The sequence below is a fragment of the Noviherbaspirillum autotrophicum genome, from assembly GCF_000818395.1.
Taxonomy (GTDB): Bacteria; Pseudomonadota; Gammaproteobacteria; order Burkholderiales; family Burkholderiaceae_D; genus Noviherbaspirillum; species Noviherbaspirillum autotrophicum.
This window is the reverse complement of record NZ_JWJG01000028.1, coordinates 290,822-308,570: the sequence shown is the minus strand read 5'-3', so window position 1 is coordinate 308,570 and position 17,749 is coordinate 290,822. Positions and strand designations below refer to the sequence as shown.

General features: G+C 59.1%; 19 protein-coding genes. 9 read left to right on the top strand and 10 right to left on the bottom strand.

Annotated features, from left to right (window positions below; translation table 11 throughout):
- The first annotated feature begins 156 nt into the window (after window positions 1-156).
- Window positions 157-540 (top strand): cupin domain-containing protein, encoded by a 384-nt coding sequence (locus TSA66_RS02720; RefSeq protein ID WP_040038890.1) that lies wholly within the window; start codon window positions 157-159, stop codon window positions 538-540.
- 122 nt (window positions 541-662) lie between these two features.
- Here TSA66_RS02720 and TSA66_RS02715 read toward each other — a convergent pair whose 3' ends face one another.
- Window positions 663-1,142, bottom strand: coding sequence for a VOC family protein (locus tag TSA66_RS02715; RefSeq protein ID WP_040042112.1), 480 nt, complete (start codon window positions 1,140-1,142; stop codon window positions 663-665).
- A 224-nt stretch (window positions 1,143-1,366) separates the two neighbouring features.
- The gene (locus TSA66_RS25975) at window positions 1,367-1,669 is read right to left on the bottom strand and encodes a cupin domain-containing protein (RefSeq protein ID WP_084199226.1); all 303 of its coding nucleotides are present in this window, start codon (window positions 1,667-1,669) and stop codon (window positions 1,367-1,369) included.
- 436 nt (window positions 1,670-2,105) lie between these two features.
- On the opposite strand from TSA66_RS25975, the gene TSA66_RS02710 reads away from it, so the two are divergent.
- The 3 genes from TSA66_RS02710 to TSA66_RS02700 all read left to right on the top strand — a co-directional run bounded on the left by TSA66_RS02710 (window position 2,106) and on the right by TSA66_RS02700 (window position 3,784).
- Window positions 2,106-2,513 carry a hypothetical protein gene (locus TSA66_RS02710; RefSeq protein WP_157691575.1) on the top strand — a complete coding sequence of 136 codons (408 nt, stop codon included), beginning with the start codon at window positions 2,106-2,108 and terminating at the stop codon, window positions 2,511-2,513.
- 125 nt (window positions 2,514-2,638) lie between these two features.
- Entirely contained in the window at window positions 2,639-3,190 is a 552-nt protein-coding gene (locus TSA66_RS02705) for a gluconokinase (protein WP_232429386.1), read from the top strand.
- 318 nt (window positions 3,191-3,508) lie between these two features.
- The gene (locus TSA66_RS02700; protein WP_040038888.1) at window positions 3,509-3,784 is read left to right on the top strand and encodes a DUF1488 family protein; all 276 of its coding nucleotides are present in this window, start codon (window positions 3,509-3,511) and stop codon (window positions 3,782-3,784) included.
- 86 nt (window positions 3,785-3,870) lie between these two features.
- Here TSA66_RS02700 and TSA66_RS26715 read toward each other — a convergent pair whose 3' ends face one another.
- The 8 genes from TSA66_RS26715 to TSA66_RS02660 all read right to left on the bottom strand — a co-directional run bounded on the left by TSA66_RS26715 (window position 3,871) and on the right by TSA66_RS02660 (window position 9,426).
- The gene (locus TSA66_RS26715; RefSeq protein ID WP_157691574.1) at window positions 3,871-4,143 is read right to left on the bottom strand and encodes a hypothetical protein; all 273 of its coding nucleotides are present in this window, start codon (window positions 4,141-4,143) and stop codon (window positions 3,871-3,873) included.
- Window positions 4,144-4,250: 107 nt separating this feature from the next.
- Window positions 4,251-4,619: a hypothetical protein gene (locus tag TSA66_RS02690; RefSeq protein WP_040038886.1), complete on the bottom strand. Its 369-nt coding sequence runs from the start codon at window positions 4,617-4,619 to the stop codon at window positions 4,251-4,253.
- A 226-nt stretch (window positions 4,620-4,845) separates the two neighbouring features.
- A complete protein-coding gene (locus TSA66_RS02685; protein WP_157691573.1) occupies window positions 4,846-5,454 on the bottom strand; it encodes a hypothetical protein in 609 nt (202 codons plus the stop codon).
- The gene (locus tag TSA66_RS02680) at window positions 5,451-6,119 is read right to left on the bottom strand and encodes an SCO family protein (RefSeq protein WP_198358694.1); all 669 of its coding nucleotides are present in this window, start codon (window positions 6,117-6,119) and stop codon (window positions 5,451-5,453) included. Before TSA66_RS02680 ends, TSA66_RS02685 begins: the two co-directional genes overlap by 4 nt.
- A complete protein-coding gene (locus TSA66_RS02675) occupies window positions 6,097-6,687 on the bottom strand; it encodes a c-type cytochrome (protein WP_040038885.1) in 591 nt (196 codons plus the stop codon). Before TSA66_RS02675 ends, TSA66_RS02680 begins: the two co-directional genes overlap by 23 nt.
- A gap of 72 nt (window positions 6,688-6,759) precedes the next feature.
- Window positions 6,760-7,353, bottom strand: coding sequence for a cbb3-type cytochrome c oxidase subunit II (locus tag TSA66_RS02670; protein WP_040038884.1), 594 nt, complete (start codon window positions 7,351-7,353; stop codon window positions 6,760-6,762).
- Complete coding sequence (locus tag TSA66_RS02665; protein WP_052452050.1) at window positions 7,338-9,023, bottom strand: cbb3-type cytochrome c oxidase subunit I; 1,686 nt, start codon at window positions 9,021-9,023, stop codon at window positions 7,338-7,340. The genes TSA66_RS02670 and TSA66_RS02665 overlap by 16 nt, the downstream gene beginning before the upstream one ends.
- Before the next feature lie 190 nt (window positions 9,024-9,213).
- The gene (locus TSA66_RS02660; protein WP_040038883.1) at window positions 9,214-9,426 is read right to left on the bottom strand and encodes a hypothetical protein; all 213 of its coding nucleotides are present in this window, start codon (window positions 9,424-9,426) and stop codon (window positions 9,214-9,216) included.
- Here TSA66_RS02660 and TSA66_RS02655 point away from each other — a divergent pair.
- The 5 genes from TSA66_RS02655 (at window position 9,425) to TSA66_RS02635 (ending at window position 17,711) form a co-directional block, all read left to right on the top strand.
- Entirely contained in the window at window positions 9,425-9,745 is a 321-nt protein-coding gene (locus tag TSA66_RS02655; RefSeq protein ID WP_052452049.1) for a cytochrome c family protein, read from the top strand. The two genes, TSA66_RS02660 and TSA66_RS02655, sit on opposite strands and share 2 nt — an antisense overlap.
- Window positions 9,746-9,932: 187 nt before the next feature.
- The gene (locus tag TSA66_RS02650; protein ID WP_157691572.1) at window positions 9,933-12,776 is read left to right on the top strand and encodes a beta-phosphoglucomutase family hydrolase; all 2,844 of its coding nucleotides are present in this window, start codon (window positions 9,933-9,935) and stop codon (window positions 12,774-12,776) included.
- On the top strand, window positions 12,773-13,651 hold the full coding sequence (locus TSA66_RS02645) for a universal stress protein (RefSeq protein WP_040038882.1): 879 nt from the start codon (window positions 12,773-12,775) through the stop codon (window positions 13,649-13,651). Before TSA66_RS02650 ends, TSA66_RS02645 begins: the two co-directional genes overlap by 4 nt.
- Entirely contained in the window at window positions 13,644-14,591 is a 948-nt protein-coding gene (locus tag TSA66_RS02640) for an L-lactate dehydrogenase (protein WP_040038881.1), read from the top strand. Before TSA66_RS02645 ends, TSA66_RS02640 begins: the two co-directional genes overlap by 8 nt.
- Before the next feature lie 135 nt (window positions 14,592-14,726).
- The gene (locus TSA66_RS02635; protein ID WP_232429385.1) at window positions 14,727-17,711 is read left to right on the top strand and encodes an EAL domain-containing protein; all 2,985 of its coding nucleotides are present in this window, start codon (window positions 14,727-14,729) and stop codon (window positions 17,709-17,711) included.
- The last annotated feature ends 38 nt before the right edge of the window (window positions 17,712-17,749 follow it).

Here is a 17,749-nt window from a genome sequence, read left to right as displayed (position 1 = left end):
TCAGATGACGACTTCGCTTGATCTCACACCGACCTAGCCTATGCTGGTTGGGCAGGCGCACAGTCCACTGCGCCGTTCCTGTTTTCGGCTTCGCTTTCTGTGCGGCTGCATCTCGCCATCAATGGCGAGCAATGTTTCCTGCAAGGAGGGAATATCATGAGCACCATACTTGAAAGACGCAGCTTGGTCCGCAAGCCTGCCGACCAGCCCGATGAAACCCGGCCGTTCGTGGACGGCAAGGGAAAAATGCAGGTTTATGAATTGGGGGACCACCTTTTTGGCAGGGGAGAATTTGAGCCAGGCTGGAAATGGAGTCAGCATGTAAAACCGATTGCGGGGACCGATTCCTGTAAGGCCGCCCATACCGGGTTGATTCTTCAGGGCAGGATGACGGTGCAGATGGATGATGGATCACAAGTTGAATACGGTCCCAACGACTTTTTCTACATGCCGCCCGATCATGACGCCTGGGTCGTCGGTAATGAGCGATGCGTCCTGGTTGATGTGACAGGCGTCGCAAAATATGCGAAACCGCATTGACACGTGCGTAGGACAGCCTCCGGGCTTCTCGACTTTGAAGGCGCTTCATCTGCCGGCCGGGCCCAGATCGCAAGAGGCAATCTTGCCTGGTCCGGCTGGCTACCATTTCTGCCAATAGCCGTTCAGCCGCGGCGAGCCGCTTCGACCGCAGCTATGTCGATCTTTCCCATCCCCATCATGGCATCGAAGGCGCGCTTGGCCGCTGCGCGATCAGGATCGGTGATGGCCTCCGTCAGGGCGCGTGGCGTGATCTGCCACGACAATCCCCACTTGTCCTTGCACCAGCCGCATGCGCTTTCCTGGCCGTCGTTTCCAACAATTGCGTTCCACAAGCGATCCGTTTCTGCCTGGTCGTCCGTCGCAACCTGGAATGAAAATGCCTCGTTGTGCTTGAACGCTGGGCCCGCATTCAGGCCGAGACAAGGAATGCCCATTACGGTAAACTCGACCGTCAAGACATCGCCCTGCTTGCCTGAAGGATAATCGCCAGGAGCATGATGGACTGCCTTCACCGCGCTGTTCGGGAATGTCTCTGCATAGAACGTCGCGGCATCCAGCGCGGTGCCGTCGTACCAGAGACAAATTGTGTTCTTGCTGACCATCATGATCCTCCTGAGTTGGAACAGATACGTGCATTCAAGCCGCGCGGGCGGTAACTACTCACTGGCATACCAAGGGAAGACGAAGCAACCCTTTAAATGTTCAACGCCAAAGGAGCGACCGTCCGATCCTTGTCACACTGCTTCTGATAACGCTTAATGATGATCGACCGCTTGCCGCGATAAAACCGACATCCGGTGCTGTCAGCGCTACTTGAAAGTCAATTTCAGCTACGTCCGTCAGACTGATCGGCCTGGTCCTTGATCCAGAAAACGACTACCGATGTCTTTTCGACAAAGCGTTCGGCGTGTTCCGCATGGGCGGGAATAACGCACCACTCACCGGGTCGAACCACCTGCTCCACTCCGTGTAACGTCAGGTACAAAACTCCTTCTGTCACTGTCACGTAATTTGTCGTTGGATGCGTATGAACCGCAGTACTGACGTTTTCGCGCGTAGCGACGGTCACGTCGCCAGCCTCGCTACTCAATTTGCCCAGGCCAAGCAAGGGCGCCGGAATGTGAGCCATAGGAGAAACCCAAGAAAAACATTAAGTATAACAATGACTGTGTCCGGACATTTTGCGAGAGCGGCTGCCCGGTAGGTTCGAAAAGGTACGAAAGCGTGGCTTTACAGTCGACTCATGTTGAGGGAATACCAAGCTCAGGCGTCTTTGCCGAACCGAAGATTCAGGTAAAGCATGTAGCCGAGAGCGATAATCGCGTCTGTAATGGAGCGGCTCGGGCGATGATTGGCAAGCTGCTTGAGTATTGGCCTTGCTTAAAATGTCGTAAAACGCTGGTCTGTCATAGGAAACAAGCCAGTTCCGAAACTTAATCGCGATTGGAAAAATATTGACTAGACGCAATCGTTTTGTGTCCTTACACTCGTCGATATTTCTTTCCTGTTCGATAGCGAACATTGCCCTGAGAGCGATTGTGAAATCAATACTGAAGAAGCGCGTCATGCTCGCAGCGACTCCTGAATCGGCACCTGTCGCAATGCGCGCGCTACAAGGGCATTATGAGGCGCATATCTGCACTTCGTTGGCTATGGCCCAGGAGATACTTGCCGAAAGGGTTGATGCAATCCTTTGCGGCATATATTTCGCCGAGAGCAAAATGTTCGACCTCCTTCATCTCGTTAAAGCGAACGAACAGAACAAATCGGCCCCATTTCTTTGTGTCAAAACTACCGACGGAATACTTTCCCCGGTGCTTCTCCAAAGCATTGAACTGGCGTCGAAAACGCTGGGGGCGGATGGTTTTGTCGATCTTTCCCAATGGAGGAAAACCTTCGGCGATGAGGCGGCATACGAGCGCCTGCAACAGATGATTGATCGACTTATCGACCGCCACCCATGTACTGAATAGCATAGTGTGGGGCGTTGAAATTTTTGAGTAGTCCGATCGAATAGGGAGTTCGAACATTCCTGCACTGAAACGCCGTGAATGGTACGCGATGCTGATCCAATAGGGACTGAACTCCCGGAGCTTGCATGGGTATCCAGGTAGCGCCGCGCCAGCCGGCACGCCTCGTGGTGATGGGCGTATCCGGTTGCGGAAAAAGCGAAATCGGCAGGCGGCTTGCTGCCCGCCTTGGCTATGCCTATGCGGAAGGAGACGACTACCACCCACCGGCGAATATCGCGAAGATGGCTGCCGGAAACCCGTTAAACGATATCGATCGCCAAGGCTGGCTGCAGTTGCTGAGTGCAAGAATCGGGGAAGCTGCCGCGTGCGACGAGGGACTGATTCTTTCCTGTTCTGCGTTAAAACGCCGCTATCGTGACTTGCTGCGTGGCGGGGACCCCGCGCTGTTTTTCATTCACCTGCACGGCGACCGTGACCTCATTGCAGCACGCATACAAGGAAGGACTGGCCACTTCATGCCATTATCCCTGCTGGATAGCCAGCTCGCCGACCTTGAACCGCTAGCGCCGGACGAGGCAGGAATCTGGCTCGATATCAGCAAGCCGTCTGCCGCGCTCATCGATAAGATCCTGTTGCGCCTTGCCACGTCCGGCAGTGTCCAGCCAGGCCATGGTTGAACCTGCATTGGAAATCAGCCATTCGCCATTGCAAAAATATATTTGCAATTAATCAAACTAATCCCCCAATGCGTTGTCTTATTCACGTGACGACAAAAGAATATTGATGACGTCACGCGTCTTCTATGAAGGCCTCCTGCGGAGTATTCCCCTCCTCTACGAGTGTTCTTTCTCAGAGCACACACTACTCGGAATTCAATTCCAAGTTTTTTTATCGATCCATGGCGTTCCCGGCGATGCATTCAAGCACTCCGGTCGTGCCCTGCGGTCGATTAGCACCCCGGGACTTCCAGTCCCTCCAGGATAAAGGAGCTCATCATGAGCCGCACACTGCAACCAGCCCTAACCAACGACGGCGTCGCCTTCACCGTCACAGTAGAATCAGTCAAGCATCAGTGCCTTGTTACCCACGACGCCATTCAAATGCTTTCCGCCATGAAGAGCATAGACGATCATGATGCCGATATGATCGACCTGTTTCATGCCTATGAAGCGACCATCAATGGCGTTGCACGACGCCTGGTTGCCGCAGGCGTGCCAGGCCGTCCGCTGGTCATGCGTTCGACCACGTTCAGCGCACCGCATACCGCCTGATTTCCACCCTCCCCCAGCACGTCGCACTCAGGCGTCGACGTGCGACCATTTCTCCTTGGTTAAATCGTCGCTCTGTCCAGAGTAAATCAATGCGGCCTTTCTAGATTCTCGCGAAGGAGCGCATTTTGCTCCCGCAGCATGGCAATGATCTGCTCGTTCTGCTCGTGCAAGCGCGGCAAAACGGACATGACCAGTTTCGGCGGCGAGTTATCGGGAAGGCTCTTCATCATGCGCTCCATGTGTCGAAGCATCCGCGCGCTGAGCGCAGCACCAAAGCGGCGGCGCGGCGCGGTGGAAAGAGACCGGAATGCGATGATTCCTCCGATGACGGCGGCTCCAAGCGCGATGACTCTGTTCATACGTCCTCCTATTGGCGGGATCTGCGTACCGAGCGCTCCTTTGCCGTCGACAAATTGAAGAAACATGCCCCGGGGCCGACGGAAAATTGATGCACGGCGGAGAGATGCTAGTGCCGCTTACGAAGCACTGCGGAAACGACGAGTACGATGCCCACCGCGATGCTAAGGACAGGCATGAGGCCGTGTGGAATCGGTTCTTGGCCAAGGATAATCCTCAGTAAATTCCAAAGCCCGGCCAGAACGAACAGCATACCCATCACGAGCCCGAATCCTTCGATGGGCAGGTGAAAGTGCCTTCTTCCCATCTGAATCCCGAGCATGATGATGCCGATACCAAACAACCCCACCCCTAAGCTGAGATTCGCAAGGAAAGCTATCCCTATCCAGATAAAGAAGACGCCCCAACCGGCTGCCTCAACCTTCTTGATCGCAGCACGCCTGTCTTCCCCAAGTTGATCGAATTGGCTGTCTGGCATGGCACACCTCTTCGCGTCGCGCGAAACAATGGACTAGCTACGAACAGCATAATACAAATCAGGAGCGCCTCCGAGCCGCCGTTTAAATGCGCATCTCGATGTTTCGCGGGCGCATACTGCATTCAGCAGGATATTGTGGTGCTTGATGGAAGCGCTGTTGTGGAGAAATGATCGGGGAGTGCCGCGACTCGGAACACGGAGAGTCCATCTTCCATTTGCGGAAGAACTAGCCTGCTTTCTTGCCTGTGAAATAGTCACGTACCGATTTCAGGCACAGGCACCATAGCAGCGGGAGGACGACCGCCAGCGTGACCAGCCCCATGCCGGCCCACACCTGATCGTCGACCAGATAAAAATTGCAAAGCCGCTGCGGCGCGTCCTGATACAGCATCCCGACGATCGCCATCATCGAGGCGAAATTACCGAGAAAGAAAAGCTGGAGGATCGTGTTTGCGCGCGCCAGCGACGCCGGCAGCAGGAAACCGGCGACAAAGAGTGAAAGCATCTTCGCTAGCTCAGCGGCGGCGCAGGCAACCGCGCTGTCGAGCGCCCGGGGAATCATCCAGTAGGCGGTCGTCAGCAGGAAAACCAGCAGGCCGGTCAGACCGTGCGCATTCCATGCTTCCAGCCGGCTCAACCGCTCAGAATCAGTTTGCAGCGCCGACATGCTGCGGCTGCAGGCGATGCCGGCGACGAGCAGCATCGGGATCTGCACGAGCATGTGGCGCGTCATGGTCTGTTCCAGATCTTGCCGCAATGCGACGGCAGCCATCAGCAGCGCGGCGCCAAGAATCGCCCAGGTGGCAGCGGAACGGGGCGCTCGCGCCATCTTCACGAAGCCCCTCCCTTCTGTGCGGCGGCCAGCGCGTGCGCCAGCGCCGCTTCCGGCTGGTCGTAGTCGACGATGCGCACCAGGCGGCCATCGGGACTCAGGATATGGAAGGCGGCATTGTGCTGGAATTCACCCATTGGCGCGGGGATGACGGTGATGCCGAACGCATCGAGCAGGGAATTGCGCTGCAGTGCGTCCGTCACGCGGGCGAAGCGCCAGCCGGATTGCGCATGCATGCGCTTTGCATATGCGGCAAGTTCGGGCTGACCGTCGGTCGCATCGAAGCTGATGCTCAGCAGGCGGATTTTCGATTCCAGTCCGCGCGTCCGGATGGTGTCCTGCAGCTGCTGGAACTCGGTGCCCATCACGGAGCAGACCGAGTTGCATCGGGCATAGAAAAACACCGCGATGGTTGCGCGTCCATCTTCGCGCAGCGCCTGCGCGAGCGGCAATGGCGGCCCGCTTTCATACGTGATTGTCGCGTCCGGCAGCTGCCGCGGATGCTCCCTGATCGACAGCCGCCGCGCATCCTCGGTCGTGACGACCCGGAAGCCGTCCGTGATGCGCCAGGCGGCGGCCATCGCGAGCACGACGATCAGCAGGAGCGCGGCCAGCGTTTTTGCCGGTGCTCCCGCTGTTGCGGCGTTACTTGAGCTTGTCGAGCTCATCGTCTCCGTTCCACGGCGTCTTGCGGTCCTTGCTCGCTTCGCGCACGCTCTTGACGGCGGACGCATCGATCTTGCCCGCGCTGTTGCCGAAATGGGTGCGCACATGGGACAGCACGGCGGCGATTTCCGCGTCGCTCATCTTTTCGCCGAAGGCGGGCATGGCGCCGCTGTAGGCCGCGCCTTTCACCGTCAGCTTGCCGGAGATGCCGTGCAACAGGATGTTGATCGGCAGCGTTTCCTTCGCATTGACCCATTCCGAGCCGGCCAGCGGCGGGAAGACGCCAGGCACGCCGCCGCCGCTGGCTTGGTGGCACGCCGCGCATTGCGCGCCGAATAGTTGTGCGCCATCGGCCGCGCCGCCACCTGCGCGCACACTCAAGTCAGCTGGCGTGCGGCTGTCGCCGAGCGCCGGATTGCTGTTCGGGTTGGCCATGAAAATGTAGCCAACCGCCCATAGCAGCGCCATGCTGACGATGACGATGACCTTGCGCGGCACGGGCGTGATGTTTTCATGCGGGTCGGGATGCTCCCGTTTCTGCGCCTGGGCGTGCTTGATATCCTGAATCATGATCGAACTCCATGGAGGTGCGGAGCGCTGGCGGCGCTCCGGCATAAACGTTGTCGGACGCTGGCGGCAGCGTTATTTCTTGGCATTCTCGGCGTCGATCGCCGGATAGGTATGGTCCAGCCCCAACAGGTACTGCACCAGGTCGAGCGCCTCCGGCTTAGCCACCACCACCTTGCCCGGCGGCGCATAACCTGGCGGCAGATTCACCACCTTGTCGCCGCTGTCGGCCTGGTCCTTAACCTCGAACAGGTAAGGATAGGACGGCATGATGCTGCCGGCGGTGTAGGCGCGCGGCTGGTACAGGTGGCCGAGCTGCCAGTCCGCGCTCGGCTGGCGCGCGCCGATGTTGAACAGGTCGGGGCCGGTGCGCATGGTGCCCAACAGGTGCGGGCTGTCGTAATAATAGTCGGCCGCCACCGAGGCGCGGCCCCAGCCGCGCTGGGCGTCCGGCGCCTGCGATTTGTCGCGCGGCTGCTGCGAGTGGCAGTACACGCAGCCGTTCTTGATGTATTGCTCGCGCCCGCGCAGCTGCGCCGAGGAATAGGGTTTGAGGCCGGCCGCCGGCTTGACGCCGGACAGTTGCAGATACGGCATGATGACCAGGGTCGAGGTCGCCAGCGCCAGCGTCACCATGGCGCCGGTCAAGAGTTTCAGTTCGTTTTCCATGAATATTCTCGCGGCAGGGAAACAGCGGAAGGAGATGTCGTGTACAGCAGCGCGGCGCCAATGCGGCGCGGACCGAAGCGCAAAGCCATCGCGATGAAGTGGAACGCAAACACCAGATGGCCGAGCGTCATCAAGGCGCCGCCAATCGAGCGGCCTTTCAGGTAGGGGATCGTCACGTTCACCGAATCCATGAACGGCTTGGCGGCATCCAGCATCGCTGTGCCTTGCAACCAGCCGCCGATAGTCAGGCTGACCACATAGATCGAGAAGCCCGCCACCACCAGCCAGAAATGCGCGGCGATCAGCTTCGGATAAGGCCATTCCCAGGCCATCACGCGCGGCATGACGAAATACACGGCGCCGAACATCACCATCGAGAAGAAGCCGTACAGGCCGAGGTGGGCGTGCGCCACGGTGTAATGCGTGAAGTGCGTGACGGTATTGACGCTGCGCAGCGCTTCCAGCGAGCCCTGCAGCGAACTGATCGTGTACATCATCGCGCCCAGCACGATGAAGCGCAGCGTCGGCGAATAGATCAGCGCCCTGAAGCTGCCGCGCAGGGTCAGATGCTGGTTGAGCGAGAACGAGATCACGGGGATGATCATCATCACGCTCTGCACGATCGACAGCGTGATCAGCCAGCCCGGCACCGGGCCGCCGATCAAGTGGTGGCCGCCGACCTGGCCGTAAAAGAAGGCCAGCGTCCAGAAGCCGAGCAGCGACAGGTTGTACGACTGGATCGGGCGGCCGATGATCTTCGGCAGGAAGTAGTACACCGAAGCCAACGCCATCGGCGTGTAGAATAGGCCCAGCACGTTATGGCCGAACCACCAGTTCATGGTCGCCTGTTCGACGCCGAAATGCAGGCCCGGGATATTCCCGATCAAGAACAGCGTGGGAAACCAGAACAGCGCGGCGCCCATGTACCAGATCGACACGTACAGATGTTCGGCGCGGCGGTTCTGCAGCGTGAAGACCAGCGGCAACGCCACCAGCAGGCCGCCGATCACCAGCAGGATATCGACCTGCCATGGAATTTCCAGCCACTCCATGCCATCGTTCAGGCCGGCCGCGATGCAGCCAAGGCCGGCGATCAGCCCGGCATTCCAGATCATCGCTCCCAGCACCGCGAAGCGGCCGCCCATCAACGGCGTCTTCAGCAGGCGCGGCAGCATCCAGATCGCGATGCCGAGCGCTGCCATCGGCGCCCAGCCGTAGGCCACGGCGTTCAGGTGGATGGTGCGCAGGCGGCCGAAAGTCAACCAGGCCTGGCTCACCAGCCAGTCCGGTTCATGCAGCTTGATCGAGCTGACGAGGCCGGCGGTGGAGGCAACCAGCAGCCAGACCACCGCGCAGGCGAGGAACACAAAGGCGACGAAGGCGGTCGACTTGTCGGCATCGATGCGTTCGTCCAGCTCCTTTGCCAAGGCAGCTTCCTGCGCCGCGTCCAGCGTGGGCCGGCCATGAGCGGACGCCGCATCCTGCAATCCGGCGCGCTGAGCGGCGTCGGCGGCGGGTTCCTCGATGCGGCCGATCTCGCCCGGAGAGAAAATCACTTGCGCCGCCGCCGGGCTGTCGTCGAACAGCTTCTTGCGCAGCGACCAGATGAAAACGAATAGTCCTGTGATGGAGAGGACAAAGGATGACAGCAATATGGTGACAGTATCCATGGGCCTGAAGATGGTTAAGGGAAATGTCGGATGGCACGCAGGCTCGGAACGATGCGGATATTGTTGATCTGCATCATTTGAGTAGCGAGTTTCCTGTGATAACGACCGCGAATTATAAGCTATATGGGAAATACTTGTTTTGACAAATAGAAATTTCTGGAGGCGTCCGTGGATTAATGCGTTGCTGTATTTACATCTCCATGATGAATGAGCACATTTGCGCAAAAACGCCATCTTGATGTTGATGATTGTTGACCTTCCCCTGAGCAAACGGCGCCATCGGCTTGATCTTTTCCCTTTCGTCAGCAACAGGAAGGTCGTACCATGCGGTGAGGTAAAACGGCTTAATCAGAGCCACGATATGTGCGGGAGTAACGATGAATAGATTGTCGCGATGGTGCATGACAGTGGCCTTCGGTGGACTTGCCGGCGTGGTTAGCGCTGCCGGCTACGGGGCGGAAGCACCGGCACCGTCACGGGGTGAATTGCTCTACAACACGCACTGTATTGCCTGCCATACCACGCATGTGCATTGGCGCGACCAGCGACTTGCAACCGACTGGGGGAGCCTGACCCACCAGGTGCAGCGCTGGCAAAGCAATACGCATCTCGGGTGGAACGAACAGGATGTTGCCGCGGTGGCGTCCTATCTCAACACCCTCTATTATCATTTTCCGCAACCGGGCGACAGGGTGTCGCTCCAGTCGGAAAACAGGAAATAGCTGCATCTTCTGATCGCGAATCTATCGATCCGGACTGTCAAATGAACATCGGTTTTAGCCGACTGTCATAGTGTTGAACGCTGTTGCTTTTCAATTTAAGGAAACTTAAAGAGATACACACTATGCGCAGGGAAAACTGTACCGGTGGACTGTGGGCGCCAATCAATGCCGCGCAGCGTCGTTGCAGATGACAACCGCTCCATTCGGCCTGCAGGCTGCGATTTTTGATATGGACGGCGTTATTACGCGCACCGCGCAGTTGCATGCAAGCGCATGGAAGGAAACGTTCGACGATTTTCTTCAGCAACGTGCGATGAACGGGGCCGCATTCCGGCCATTTGACGAACACTCCGAATACCGTGCCTATGTCGACGGCAAGCCACGCCGCGAAGGTGTTCACAGTTTCCTGCGTGCTCGTGGAATCGCGTCTTCCGAAGCGGAGGAAGAAACACTCGCGGCCCGCAAGGACACTGTCTTCGAACGCCTCCTTCACGCACAAGGCGTGCAGACATTCCCATCGACGCTTGCCCTCGTTGCGGCTTTGCGCGAAAAAGGCGTCAAGATCGCGGTAGTGACCTCCAGTAAGCACGGGCGGGAAGTCCTGCAGTCGGCCGGCATCACTACCCTCTTCGATGCGCACCTGGACGGCCTCGATCTCGAGCAGCTCGGGCTGAAGGGAAAGCCGGAGCCGGACATGTTCCTGCACGCAGCGGCGGCATTAGGCTCAGCGCCGGGTCGCGCGTTAGTGGTGGAAGATGCGACATCCGGCGTGGAGGCGGCGCGCAAGGGACGCTTTGGCCTCGTTGTCGGGATTGACCGTGGCGGCAATGCTTCGGCACTGCAGCGGGCCGGTGCCGACCTCGTCGTGCGCGATCTTGCCGAAATCGACTCCGAACGATTGGACGCGGCGTTCCGGACACGTCTGGAAGAGATTGCCTGGCGCATTGAACAGGAAGGATTTGACCGCTCGCGCGAGCGGCAGATGGAAAGCCTGTTTGCGATTGGCAACGGCTACATGGGGGTGCGCGGCGCTCTCGATAGCCCTCTTCCCATCTCGCAATGCGACCTGTTCATTGCTGGCGTTTATGACGGCAAGCGTGCCGATCTGCCTTACTCCGAGATTGAGTTTCTTACGCCGGAGCGCGGCGCCGATCCCTATGCGGAGCTTGTGCCGCTGCCGTTTCCGTTTGGGCTGACGATTTCCATCGACAATGAGCTGCTCGACTTTACCGGCGAATACGGCCGGGGACTGCGCCGCGTGCTTGAGCTGCGGCGCGGCATTCTCCACTGCGAGGCTATGTATGAGACGCCCGGCGAGCGGCGCACCACCGTCCGCACGCGCCGCTGCGCCTCCCTTGCCGACCCGCATCTATTGTTGCAAGAGGCGGTTATCGACCCGGAGAATCACTGGGCCACGGTCGAATGCCGTACCTTTCTCAAGGATCCGGATCTGGCGGAACACCGTCCACACCTCGAACAGCTTGACTACACGAATAGCGACGACATGGAGTGCGTTCTTTATGCGACGCGCCTGTCCGGCGTTCGGATCTGCATCGTCTCCCGGATCATGCGCGGGCCGAACCTGCTGCGCCGCGCTGTTTCCGTTTTCACCAGCCGGGACCAGAATGATCCGGTGGCGGCCGCCCTCGCCCATGCGAAGGCGCTGAAGCTGGATCAATTTGAGCTGCTGTTGTCGGCGCATGCCGACCTCTGGGCAGCCTTCTGGCGCCAAGCCGACATCCGCGTGCCGGGACGCGCGGCGGTAGAACAGGCGCTGCGTTTCAACGCCTATCACCTCAGGCTTCCGGCGAATGAAGACCCGCGCACGTCGGTCGGCGCACGTACGCTGAGCGGGCGTGCGTACGAGGGGCATGTGTTCTGGGATACGGAAATTTTCATGCTGCCCTTTTACCTGCACGTCGAACCGCCGCTGGCGCGCAATCTCCTGCTTTACCGCCACCATACGCTCGACGGTGCGCGACGACGCGCCCGCGAACTGGGTTATCGCGGTGCCTGTTTTGCATGGGAGTCGACCGTCACCGGGAGCGACGTCACACCAAGCAGGATTCTGATCAAGAGCACCGGAAGGGAAATTCCGATCTTCACTGGAACCCAGCAGGTGCATGTGACCGCAGACATTGCTTATGCAGTTTGGCGCTACTGGGAAGCGACGCAGGATGAAGACTTCATCGCCGGGCCCGGCGCGGAGTTGTTGTACGAAACAGCGCGCTTTTGGGCCAGCCGCGTAACGCCAGGCGAACGCCACCATCACATCCGGGGTGTCGTCGGGCCCGACGAATACCACCATTCCGTCAACGATAATGCGTACACCAACTGGATGGCGCGCTTTAACCTGGAGCGCGCCGCCTGGATGGCCCGACAAGCGGGAGCCAACATGCCTGAAGCGGATGAATGGGAGGCGCTGGCGCAGTCGCTGTACCTGCCAGCGCCCGACGAGCGCGGCATCATCGAGCAATTCGAGGGCTTTTTCGGGCTCGACGATTATGTGCTGACCCCGGAGGAACGCCTCAGGACGCCAGCCAGCCGGCTGTTTGACTGGGAACGGATCAATCGCATCAAGCTCCTCAAGCAAGCCGACGTGCTCATGCTCCCGCTGTTGTTTCCGGAGTCATTCTCCGATGAGATCGTGGCGGCGAACTATCGATATTACGAGCCGCTTACCGATCACGGCAGCAGCCTCTCGCCCTCGGTCCACGCGGCAATCGCCGCCCGTATCGGATTGCGCGAGCACGCACAGCGCTATTGGGAGCAAAGCCTCTGGCTGGATCTCTCGAATGCGATGGACAACAGCATGCTCGGCGTTCATCCCGCCGCCATGGGAGGCACGTGGCAAGCGCTGGTATTCGGCTTCCTCGGGCTCCGATTCACGCCAGCTGGCCCCGAGGTCGACGCGCGCGCCGCCGAGCGTCTGCCGGCCGACTGGGAAAGCGTGCAATTGAATCTCATGTACCGGGGCAGCATGCATACCGTAAAAGTGAACCGGGCCAACGGCAAGGAGGCAGCTTCATGAGACGCGTCGCATCGATCCTGTTGCCGCTCGACGGGTCGCCCGAGTCCTCAAAAGGCGTCGGCTGCGCGGTGTGGTTGGCTGAATTACTCGGCGCTACGCTGCATGTGCTGCATGCGACTGCGCAGCCTTTGCCCGGGAAGCAGGCGCTGGACCGCCTGCACGTTCCCGCTGCGCGCCGCTCGCAGATCGTCGTTCATCAGCTCGCCGGTGCCGCGGACAGCGCAGTTCTTGCGGCGGTGGCGGCCCTGGAGGTGGACCTCGTCATCATGAGCGCCCGCGGCGAATCTGCTTCGGCGGGCCACGACCTGTCGCAGAGGCTGGGAAGCATTGCACAGGCTGTCATCGAACGCAGCCCGGTACCTGTCCTGCTGCTGCCGCTGCGCTACCGTGAAGCGCTGCCGTGGACCTCGATGCTGGCCGCCGCGAGCGGCGAAGCCGTTTCGGATCAGGCGCTTGCGGCGGTGGTTCAGCTTGCGGCCAAGTTGGGGCTGCGCGTGACGGTCGTGCATTCCGAAGACGGGCCGGAATCAGCCGGGGCAGCGCCGCTGGGCAGCTATGCCGACACCGTCCATCACGAATTTGCGGGCCGGCTCGAGCAGATGGTCGAGCGCGGGCTGGCCGGTTCCACCCGCGAGGAATGCAAGTGCATCAATCAAGTTCGGCTGCGCCGCGGCGACGTCGCGGAAGTCCTGCTCGAGCAAGCCGCACAGCTGGGCAGCAGCGTGCTGGCCCTCGGCTGGCATGGCGCCCTCGGCTCCGGGCGCGCGCCTGTGCTGAAGCGCCTGCTGGAGGAAGCGGAATGCCCGTTGCTGCTGGTACGCGGCGCCGAAGGTTCTAGCGCACGCCTGAAGGTGGGAAAGGAAATTGATGATTGATGGGACGAAGATAGCCATCGTCGGCGCCGGCCGCGTAGGCAGCACGCTGGCATACACGCTTGCCACCGCCGGCCTAGTCCGCACCATCGTCCTGATCGATGCCGACCGCGGCCGGGCCGAAGGTGAAACGATGGACATTGCACATTCGGTCAGCTTCCATGCCCCGGTTACGGTAGTGGCGGGCGAGCTCGCCGATACTGCCGGCGCAGCGATCACGGTGATTGCCGCCGGGGCGGCACAGCAAGCGGGAGAAAGCAGGCCAGCACTGCTGCAACGCAATGTCGGCATATTGCGCGATATCGTTCCCGCAGTGGTGCAGGCAAATCCAAAAGGCATGATCATCATTGCCGCCAACCCGGTAGACGCGCTCACTTACGCCGCGTTGCGTCTGTCCGGCCTGCCGTCGGCGCGAGTGTTCGGCTCCGGGACGGTGCTCGACACCGCACGCCTGCGGGCCGAACTCGCCGCGCATTGTCATGTCGATGCGCGTAATGTGCATGCTTATGTCCTGGGCGAACACGGCGACAGCGAATTTGTTGCGTGGTCGATCGCCAGCGCGGCGAATGTCCCGCTCCGGGAGTTCTGCCGCTTGACCGGCATATCCTGCACTAACGAGGACATGACTGCCATCGCGCAGCGCGTGCGGGACGCCGCCTATGAAATCATCCGCCGCAAGGGCGGAACCAATTTTGCGATCGCCGCTTCGCTAACGCGCATCATTGAATCGGTGGTGCGCGACGAAGCGTCGGTCCTCACCGTTTCCACCCTCGTCGAGCAACACTACGGCATACAGCGCATCTGTCTGAGCTTGCCAACCATCGTCGATTGCGCGGGGGCTCGGAGAATATTGCCGATACAGCTATCGGAGGACGAAGTCGGACGCCTTCGCAACTCCGCAGAGGCGGTACGTACCACTGCGGCGCAGGCCGGCATCGACTGACCTACGAATGACTTGGCTCAATGAATCTCTTACGTTGTTGAATAGAACCCGGCCCACGCAGCTAAGTCAAATAAAACCAAGTTAGACAAATAACCTCCGCCACAACCTATTCGACCCCACATATCGGTGATTTCGTTGCGGCCCAGAATCCTTCTTTTTGTACTTGCGTTCCTCGTACTGGTCGGCAATTCTGCTGTCCTAGCCGCAGACAAGCGCGATCTAAAAGTGGGGCTCTATCAAAATCCGCCCAAAATATTCACGAGCCGCAATGGTGAGCCTACCGGCATATTGGTTGATGTGCTGAACAGAATTGCCTTAGATGAAGGCTGGAACATTCAATATGTCCCATGCCAGTGGGCAGACTGCCTGAGCTCCCTGCGCGCCGGTCGCATCGACCTATTGCCGGATCTAGCATATACCAACGAACGTGCGCAACAGTACGCCTTTCACCAAGTTGCGGCTCTGCATAGTTGGTCAGAGGTGTATGGTCGCCAGGGATTGGTGGTCACGTCAGTGCAGGATCTGGCGGGAAAGCGCATTGCCATCCTGCGCGGCTCATCACAAATTGAGGTGCTGAGAGATTTACTGGCCAGTCATGGCGTGCGCGCGACGCTTGTCTTCCTGGATTCGATCGAAGGCGAATTTCAGCAGGTCGTCAACGGAAATGCCGATGTCGCAATTTCCAATAACTACTTTGGGGATCTGAAGGCTCCCCAATATGGATTGGTGCCGACCCCGATCGTGTTCCAGCCTGCGCGATTGTTCTATGCAGCTCATAAGGGGCGCCATTCAGAGGTTCTTGCCTCGATTGACCGACATCTCGCAACATGGCAGTCCGATCCTGACTCGGTGTATTACGAAATTTTGCGGAAGTGGCGCCCGGAAACCGGGTTGGCACAAGTGCCGCGCGCCGTCTGGTTGTGCTTGGCTGCAGTAGTCGGTTTGTTACTGTCTTCGCTAGCGACCGCAGTTGTCCTGCGCCGCAAGGTCAACATTCAGACACGTGACTTGAAGCAAAGCGAGCAGATGCTGTCGACCATTCTCGACTCCGTAAGCAGCCTGATCTACATTAAGGATACCGACTACCGCTACACCTATGTCAATCACGCAATGTGCGAGCTGCTGGGCAAACCGGCTTCATCGATCCTTGGCAAGACTGATGTCGATCTGTTTGGCGCCGAAACGGCTTCGGCATTGAACGCACGGGATCGGATAGTGATCGAGCGCGGGGAACGCGTTGTTGCTGAGGAAATCAAGGGCGACCCGGAGGGCGAGCCTCACCGTACATTTCTATCCACAAAAATTCCGTTGAATGGTGCCGACGGCCGTCCATATGCCCTCTGCGGCATCTCTACGGACATCACCGACCGGAAACATACAGAAGATTCATTGCGCGTAGCCGCGGCGGTCTTCCACTCGCAGGAAGGCATGTTCGTCACCGGGCCTGATACGAACATGTTGGATGTGAACGCCGCATTTACCCGGATGACTGGAATCTCAGTCAGCGATTTGCGCGGCAAACCCATGCCGAAGGTAATGTCCGAAGGAAGTAGTGAGGATTACTGGCCAGCGATCTGGGGCGATGTACGACGATTTGGGAGATGGCAAGGCGAAGTCTGGGCGAGCCGCAGTACTGCCCCGCCCTTCCCCGCTTGGCTTACCCTGACTGCGGTTCAGGATCAGGACGGCCGGACCACGCACTATGTCGGCACGCAGACCGACATCACGCAGCGACACCAGGTACAGGAACAAATCACGCGCTTGGCATACTACGATTCCCTCACCGGCCTGCCAAACAGAAGACTGCTGATGGATCGTATGCGACAGTGCCTGTCGACGCATCGCGGTGCCGCCCACGCCGGAGCACTACTGTTCATCGACCTTGATAACTTCAAGGATCTCAATGACACGCGCGGGCACGAGGCTGGGGACGAGCTGCTGCAACAGGTTGCGCAACGAATTCTTGGGTGTTGCAATGAAACCGACACGGTCGCAAGGCTGGGCGGGGACGAATTTGTGGTGCTGATAGAAGACGCCGGTGCCAATGGTGTCATGGCGAACGAACACGCACGGGCGCTTGCCCACAAAATACTCGCAGAAATTGCACTCCCGTATGCCGTCGACGGTGCCATTCACCGATGCACATGCAGTATCGGCGTCGAGGTATGTCTGGCGTCCAATGCCTCGGTCGACGATTTGATGAAGCGTGGCGACCTGGCCATGTATGACGCAAAGCGGTCCGGCCGCAATACGGTTCGCTTCTATCACGACGGATTGGAGCACGAAGTCAGTCGCCGCACTCTGGTCGAGGCGGAGCTGCGCGAAGGGCTCGAGCACGGCCGTTTTCGGCTTCATTTTCAGGGGCAGTTTGACTTGGATGGCAAGATGATCGGCGCCGAAACATTGGTGCGCTGGCAGCACCCGACGCGCGGCCTCATAGGCCCGACAGACTTTATCGGGATCGCCGAAGATGCAGGACTGATCCTGCCGCTGGGGGAATGGATCATGATGACAGCCTGCCGCAAGCTGGCAGAGTGGTCCGCATCTGCGCTTCCGCGCGTGCCTTTGGCGGTGAACGTAAGTACACGGCAGATACGGGAACCGGACTTCGTCGAGCGCACACTCGCACTGCTCGACGAGACAGGCGTCAATCCCTCGATGCTAAAGATAGAGCTTACTGAAAGTACCCTGATCGAGGATATCGACGATACGATCGCGAAGATGCGACGGCTAAAGGAATGCGGCGTGGCCTTCTCGTTAGACGATTTCGGTACCGGTTACTCATCGCTGTCCTACCTTAAGCAACTGCCACTGGACCAACTGAAAATTGACCGCTCATTCGTACGCGACGTGTTAACCGATCCTAATGATGCGGCCATTGCCACCAGCATCGTTGCAATGGCGAAAGCGCTCGGACTTGGCTTGATTGCGGAAGGCGTGGAGAAGAAGGAGCAGCGCGATTTCCTGGCCGCGCTCGGATGCGATGCATTTCAGGGCTATCTGTATGCGGAGCCTTGTGACGAAGCGATCTTTCGTGACCTGCTGACCAAGAACAAAAGGCTCCATTCAGCTGCGCCGCGCGACGATTCACTGGCAACCACAGCCGGGAAGACATTCTAATTACACGTAAAATTTCCGGCGCACCACGCGCTCCTCAG

Bases quoted from the DNA above. Each gene is read 5' to 3' on its own strand.
- TSA66_RS02710 (WP_157691575.1), top strand. From the start codon at position 2,106: ATGCTCGCAGCGACTCCTGAATCGGCACCTGTCGCAATGCGCGCGCTA.
- TSA66_RS02645 (WP_040038882.1), top strand. From the start codon at position 12,773: ATGAGACGCGTCGCATCGATCCTGTTGCCGCTCGACGGGTCGCCCGAG.
- TSA66_RS02665 (WP_052452050.1), bottom strand. From the start codon at position 9,023: ATGGATACTGTCACCATATTGCTGTCATCCTTTGTCCTCTCCATCACA.
- TSA66_RS02690 (WP_040038886.1), bottom strand. From the start codon at position 4,619: ATGCCAGACAGCCAATTCGATCAACTTGGGGAAGACAGGCGTGCTGCG.
- TSA66_RS02650 (WP_157691572.1), top strand. From the start codon at position 9,933: ATGACAACCGCTCCATTCGGCCTGCAGGCTGCGATTTTTGATATGGAC.
- TSA66_RS02660 (WP_040038883.1), bottom strand. From the start codon at position 9,426: ATGCACCATCGCGACAATCTATTCATCGTTACTCCCGCACATATCGTG.
- TSA66_RS02720 (WP_040038890.1), top strand. From the start codon at position 157: ATGAGCACCATACTTGAAAGACGCAGCTTGGTCCGCAAGCCTGCCGAC.
- TSA66_RS02705 (WP_232429386.1), top strand. From the start codon at position 2,639: ATGGGTATCCAGGTAGCGCCGCGCCAGCCGGCACGCCTCGTGGTGATG.
- TSA66_RS02640 (WP_040038881.1), top strand. From the start codon at position 13,644: ATGATTGATGGGACGAAGATAGCCATCGTCGGCGCCGGCCGCGTAGGC.
- TSA66_RS25975 (WP_084199226.1), bottom strand. From the start codon at position 1,669: ATGGCTCACATTCCGGCGCCCTTGCTTGGCCTGGGCAAATTGAGTAGC.
- TSA66_RS02655 (WP_052452049.1), top strand. From the start codon at position 9,425: ATGACAGTGGCCTTCGGTGGACTTGCCGGCGTGGTTAGCGCTGCCGGC.
- TSA66_RS02700 (WP_040038888.1), top strand. From the start codon at position 3,509: ATGAGCCGCACACTGCAACCAGCCCTAACCAACGACGGCGTCGCCTTC.
- TSA66_RS02680 (WP_198358694.1), bottom strand. From the start codon at position 6,119: ATGAGCTCGACAAGCTCAAGTAACGCCGCAACAGCGGGAGCACCGGCA.
- TSA66_RS02675 (WP_040038885.1), bottom strand. From the start codon at position 6,687: ATGATTCAGGATATCAAGCACGCCCAGGCGCAGAAACGGGAGCATCCC.
- TSA66_RS26715 (WP_157691574.1), bottom strand. From the start codon at position 4,143: ATGAACAGAGTCATCGCGCTTGGAGCCGCCGTCATCGGAGGAATCATC.
- TSA66_RS02715 (WP_040042112.1), bottom strand. From the start codon at position 1,142: ATGGTCAGCAAGAACACAATTTGTCTCTGGTACGACGGCACCGCGCTG.
- TSA66_RS02670 (WP_040038884.1), bottom strand. From the start codon at position 7,353: ATGGAAAACGAACTGAAACTCTTGACCGGCGCCATGGTGACGCTGGCG.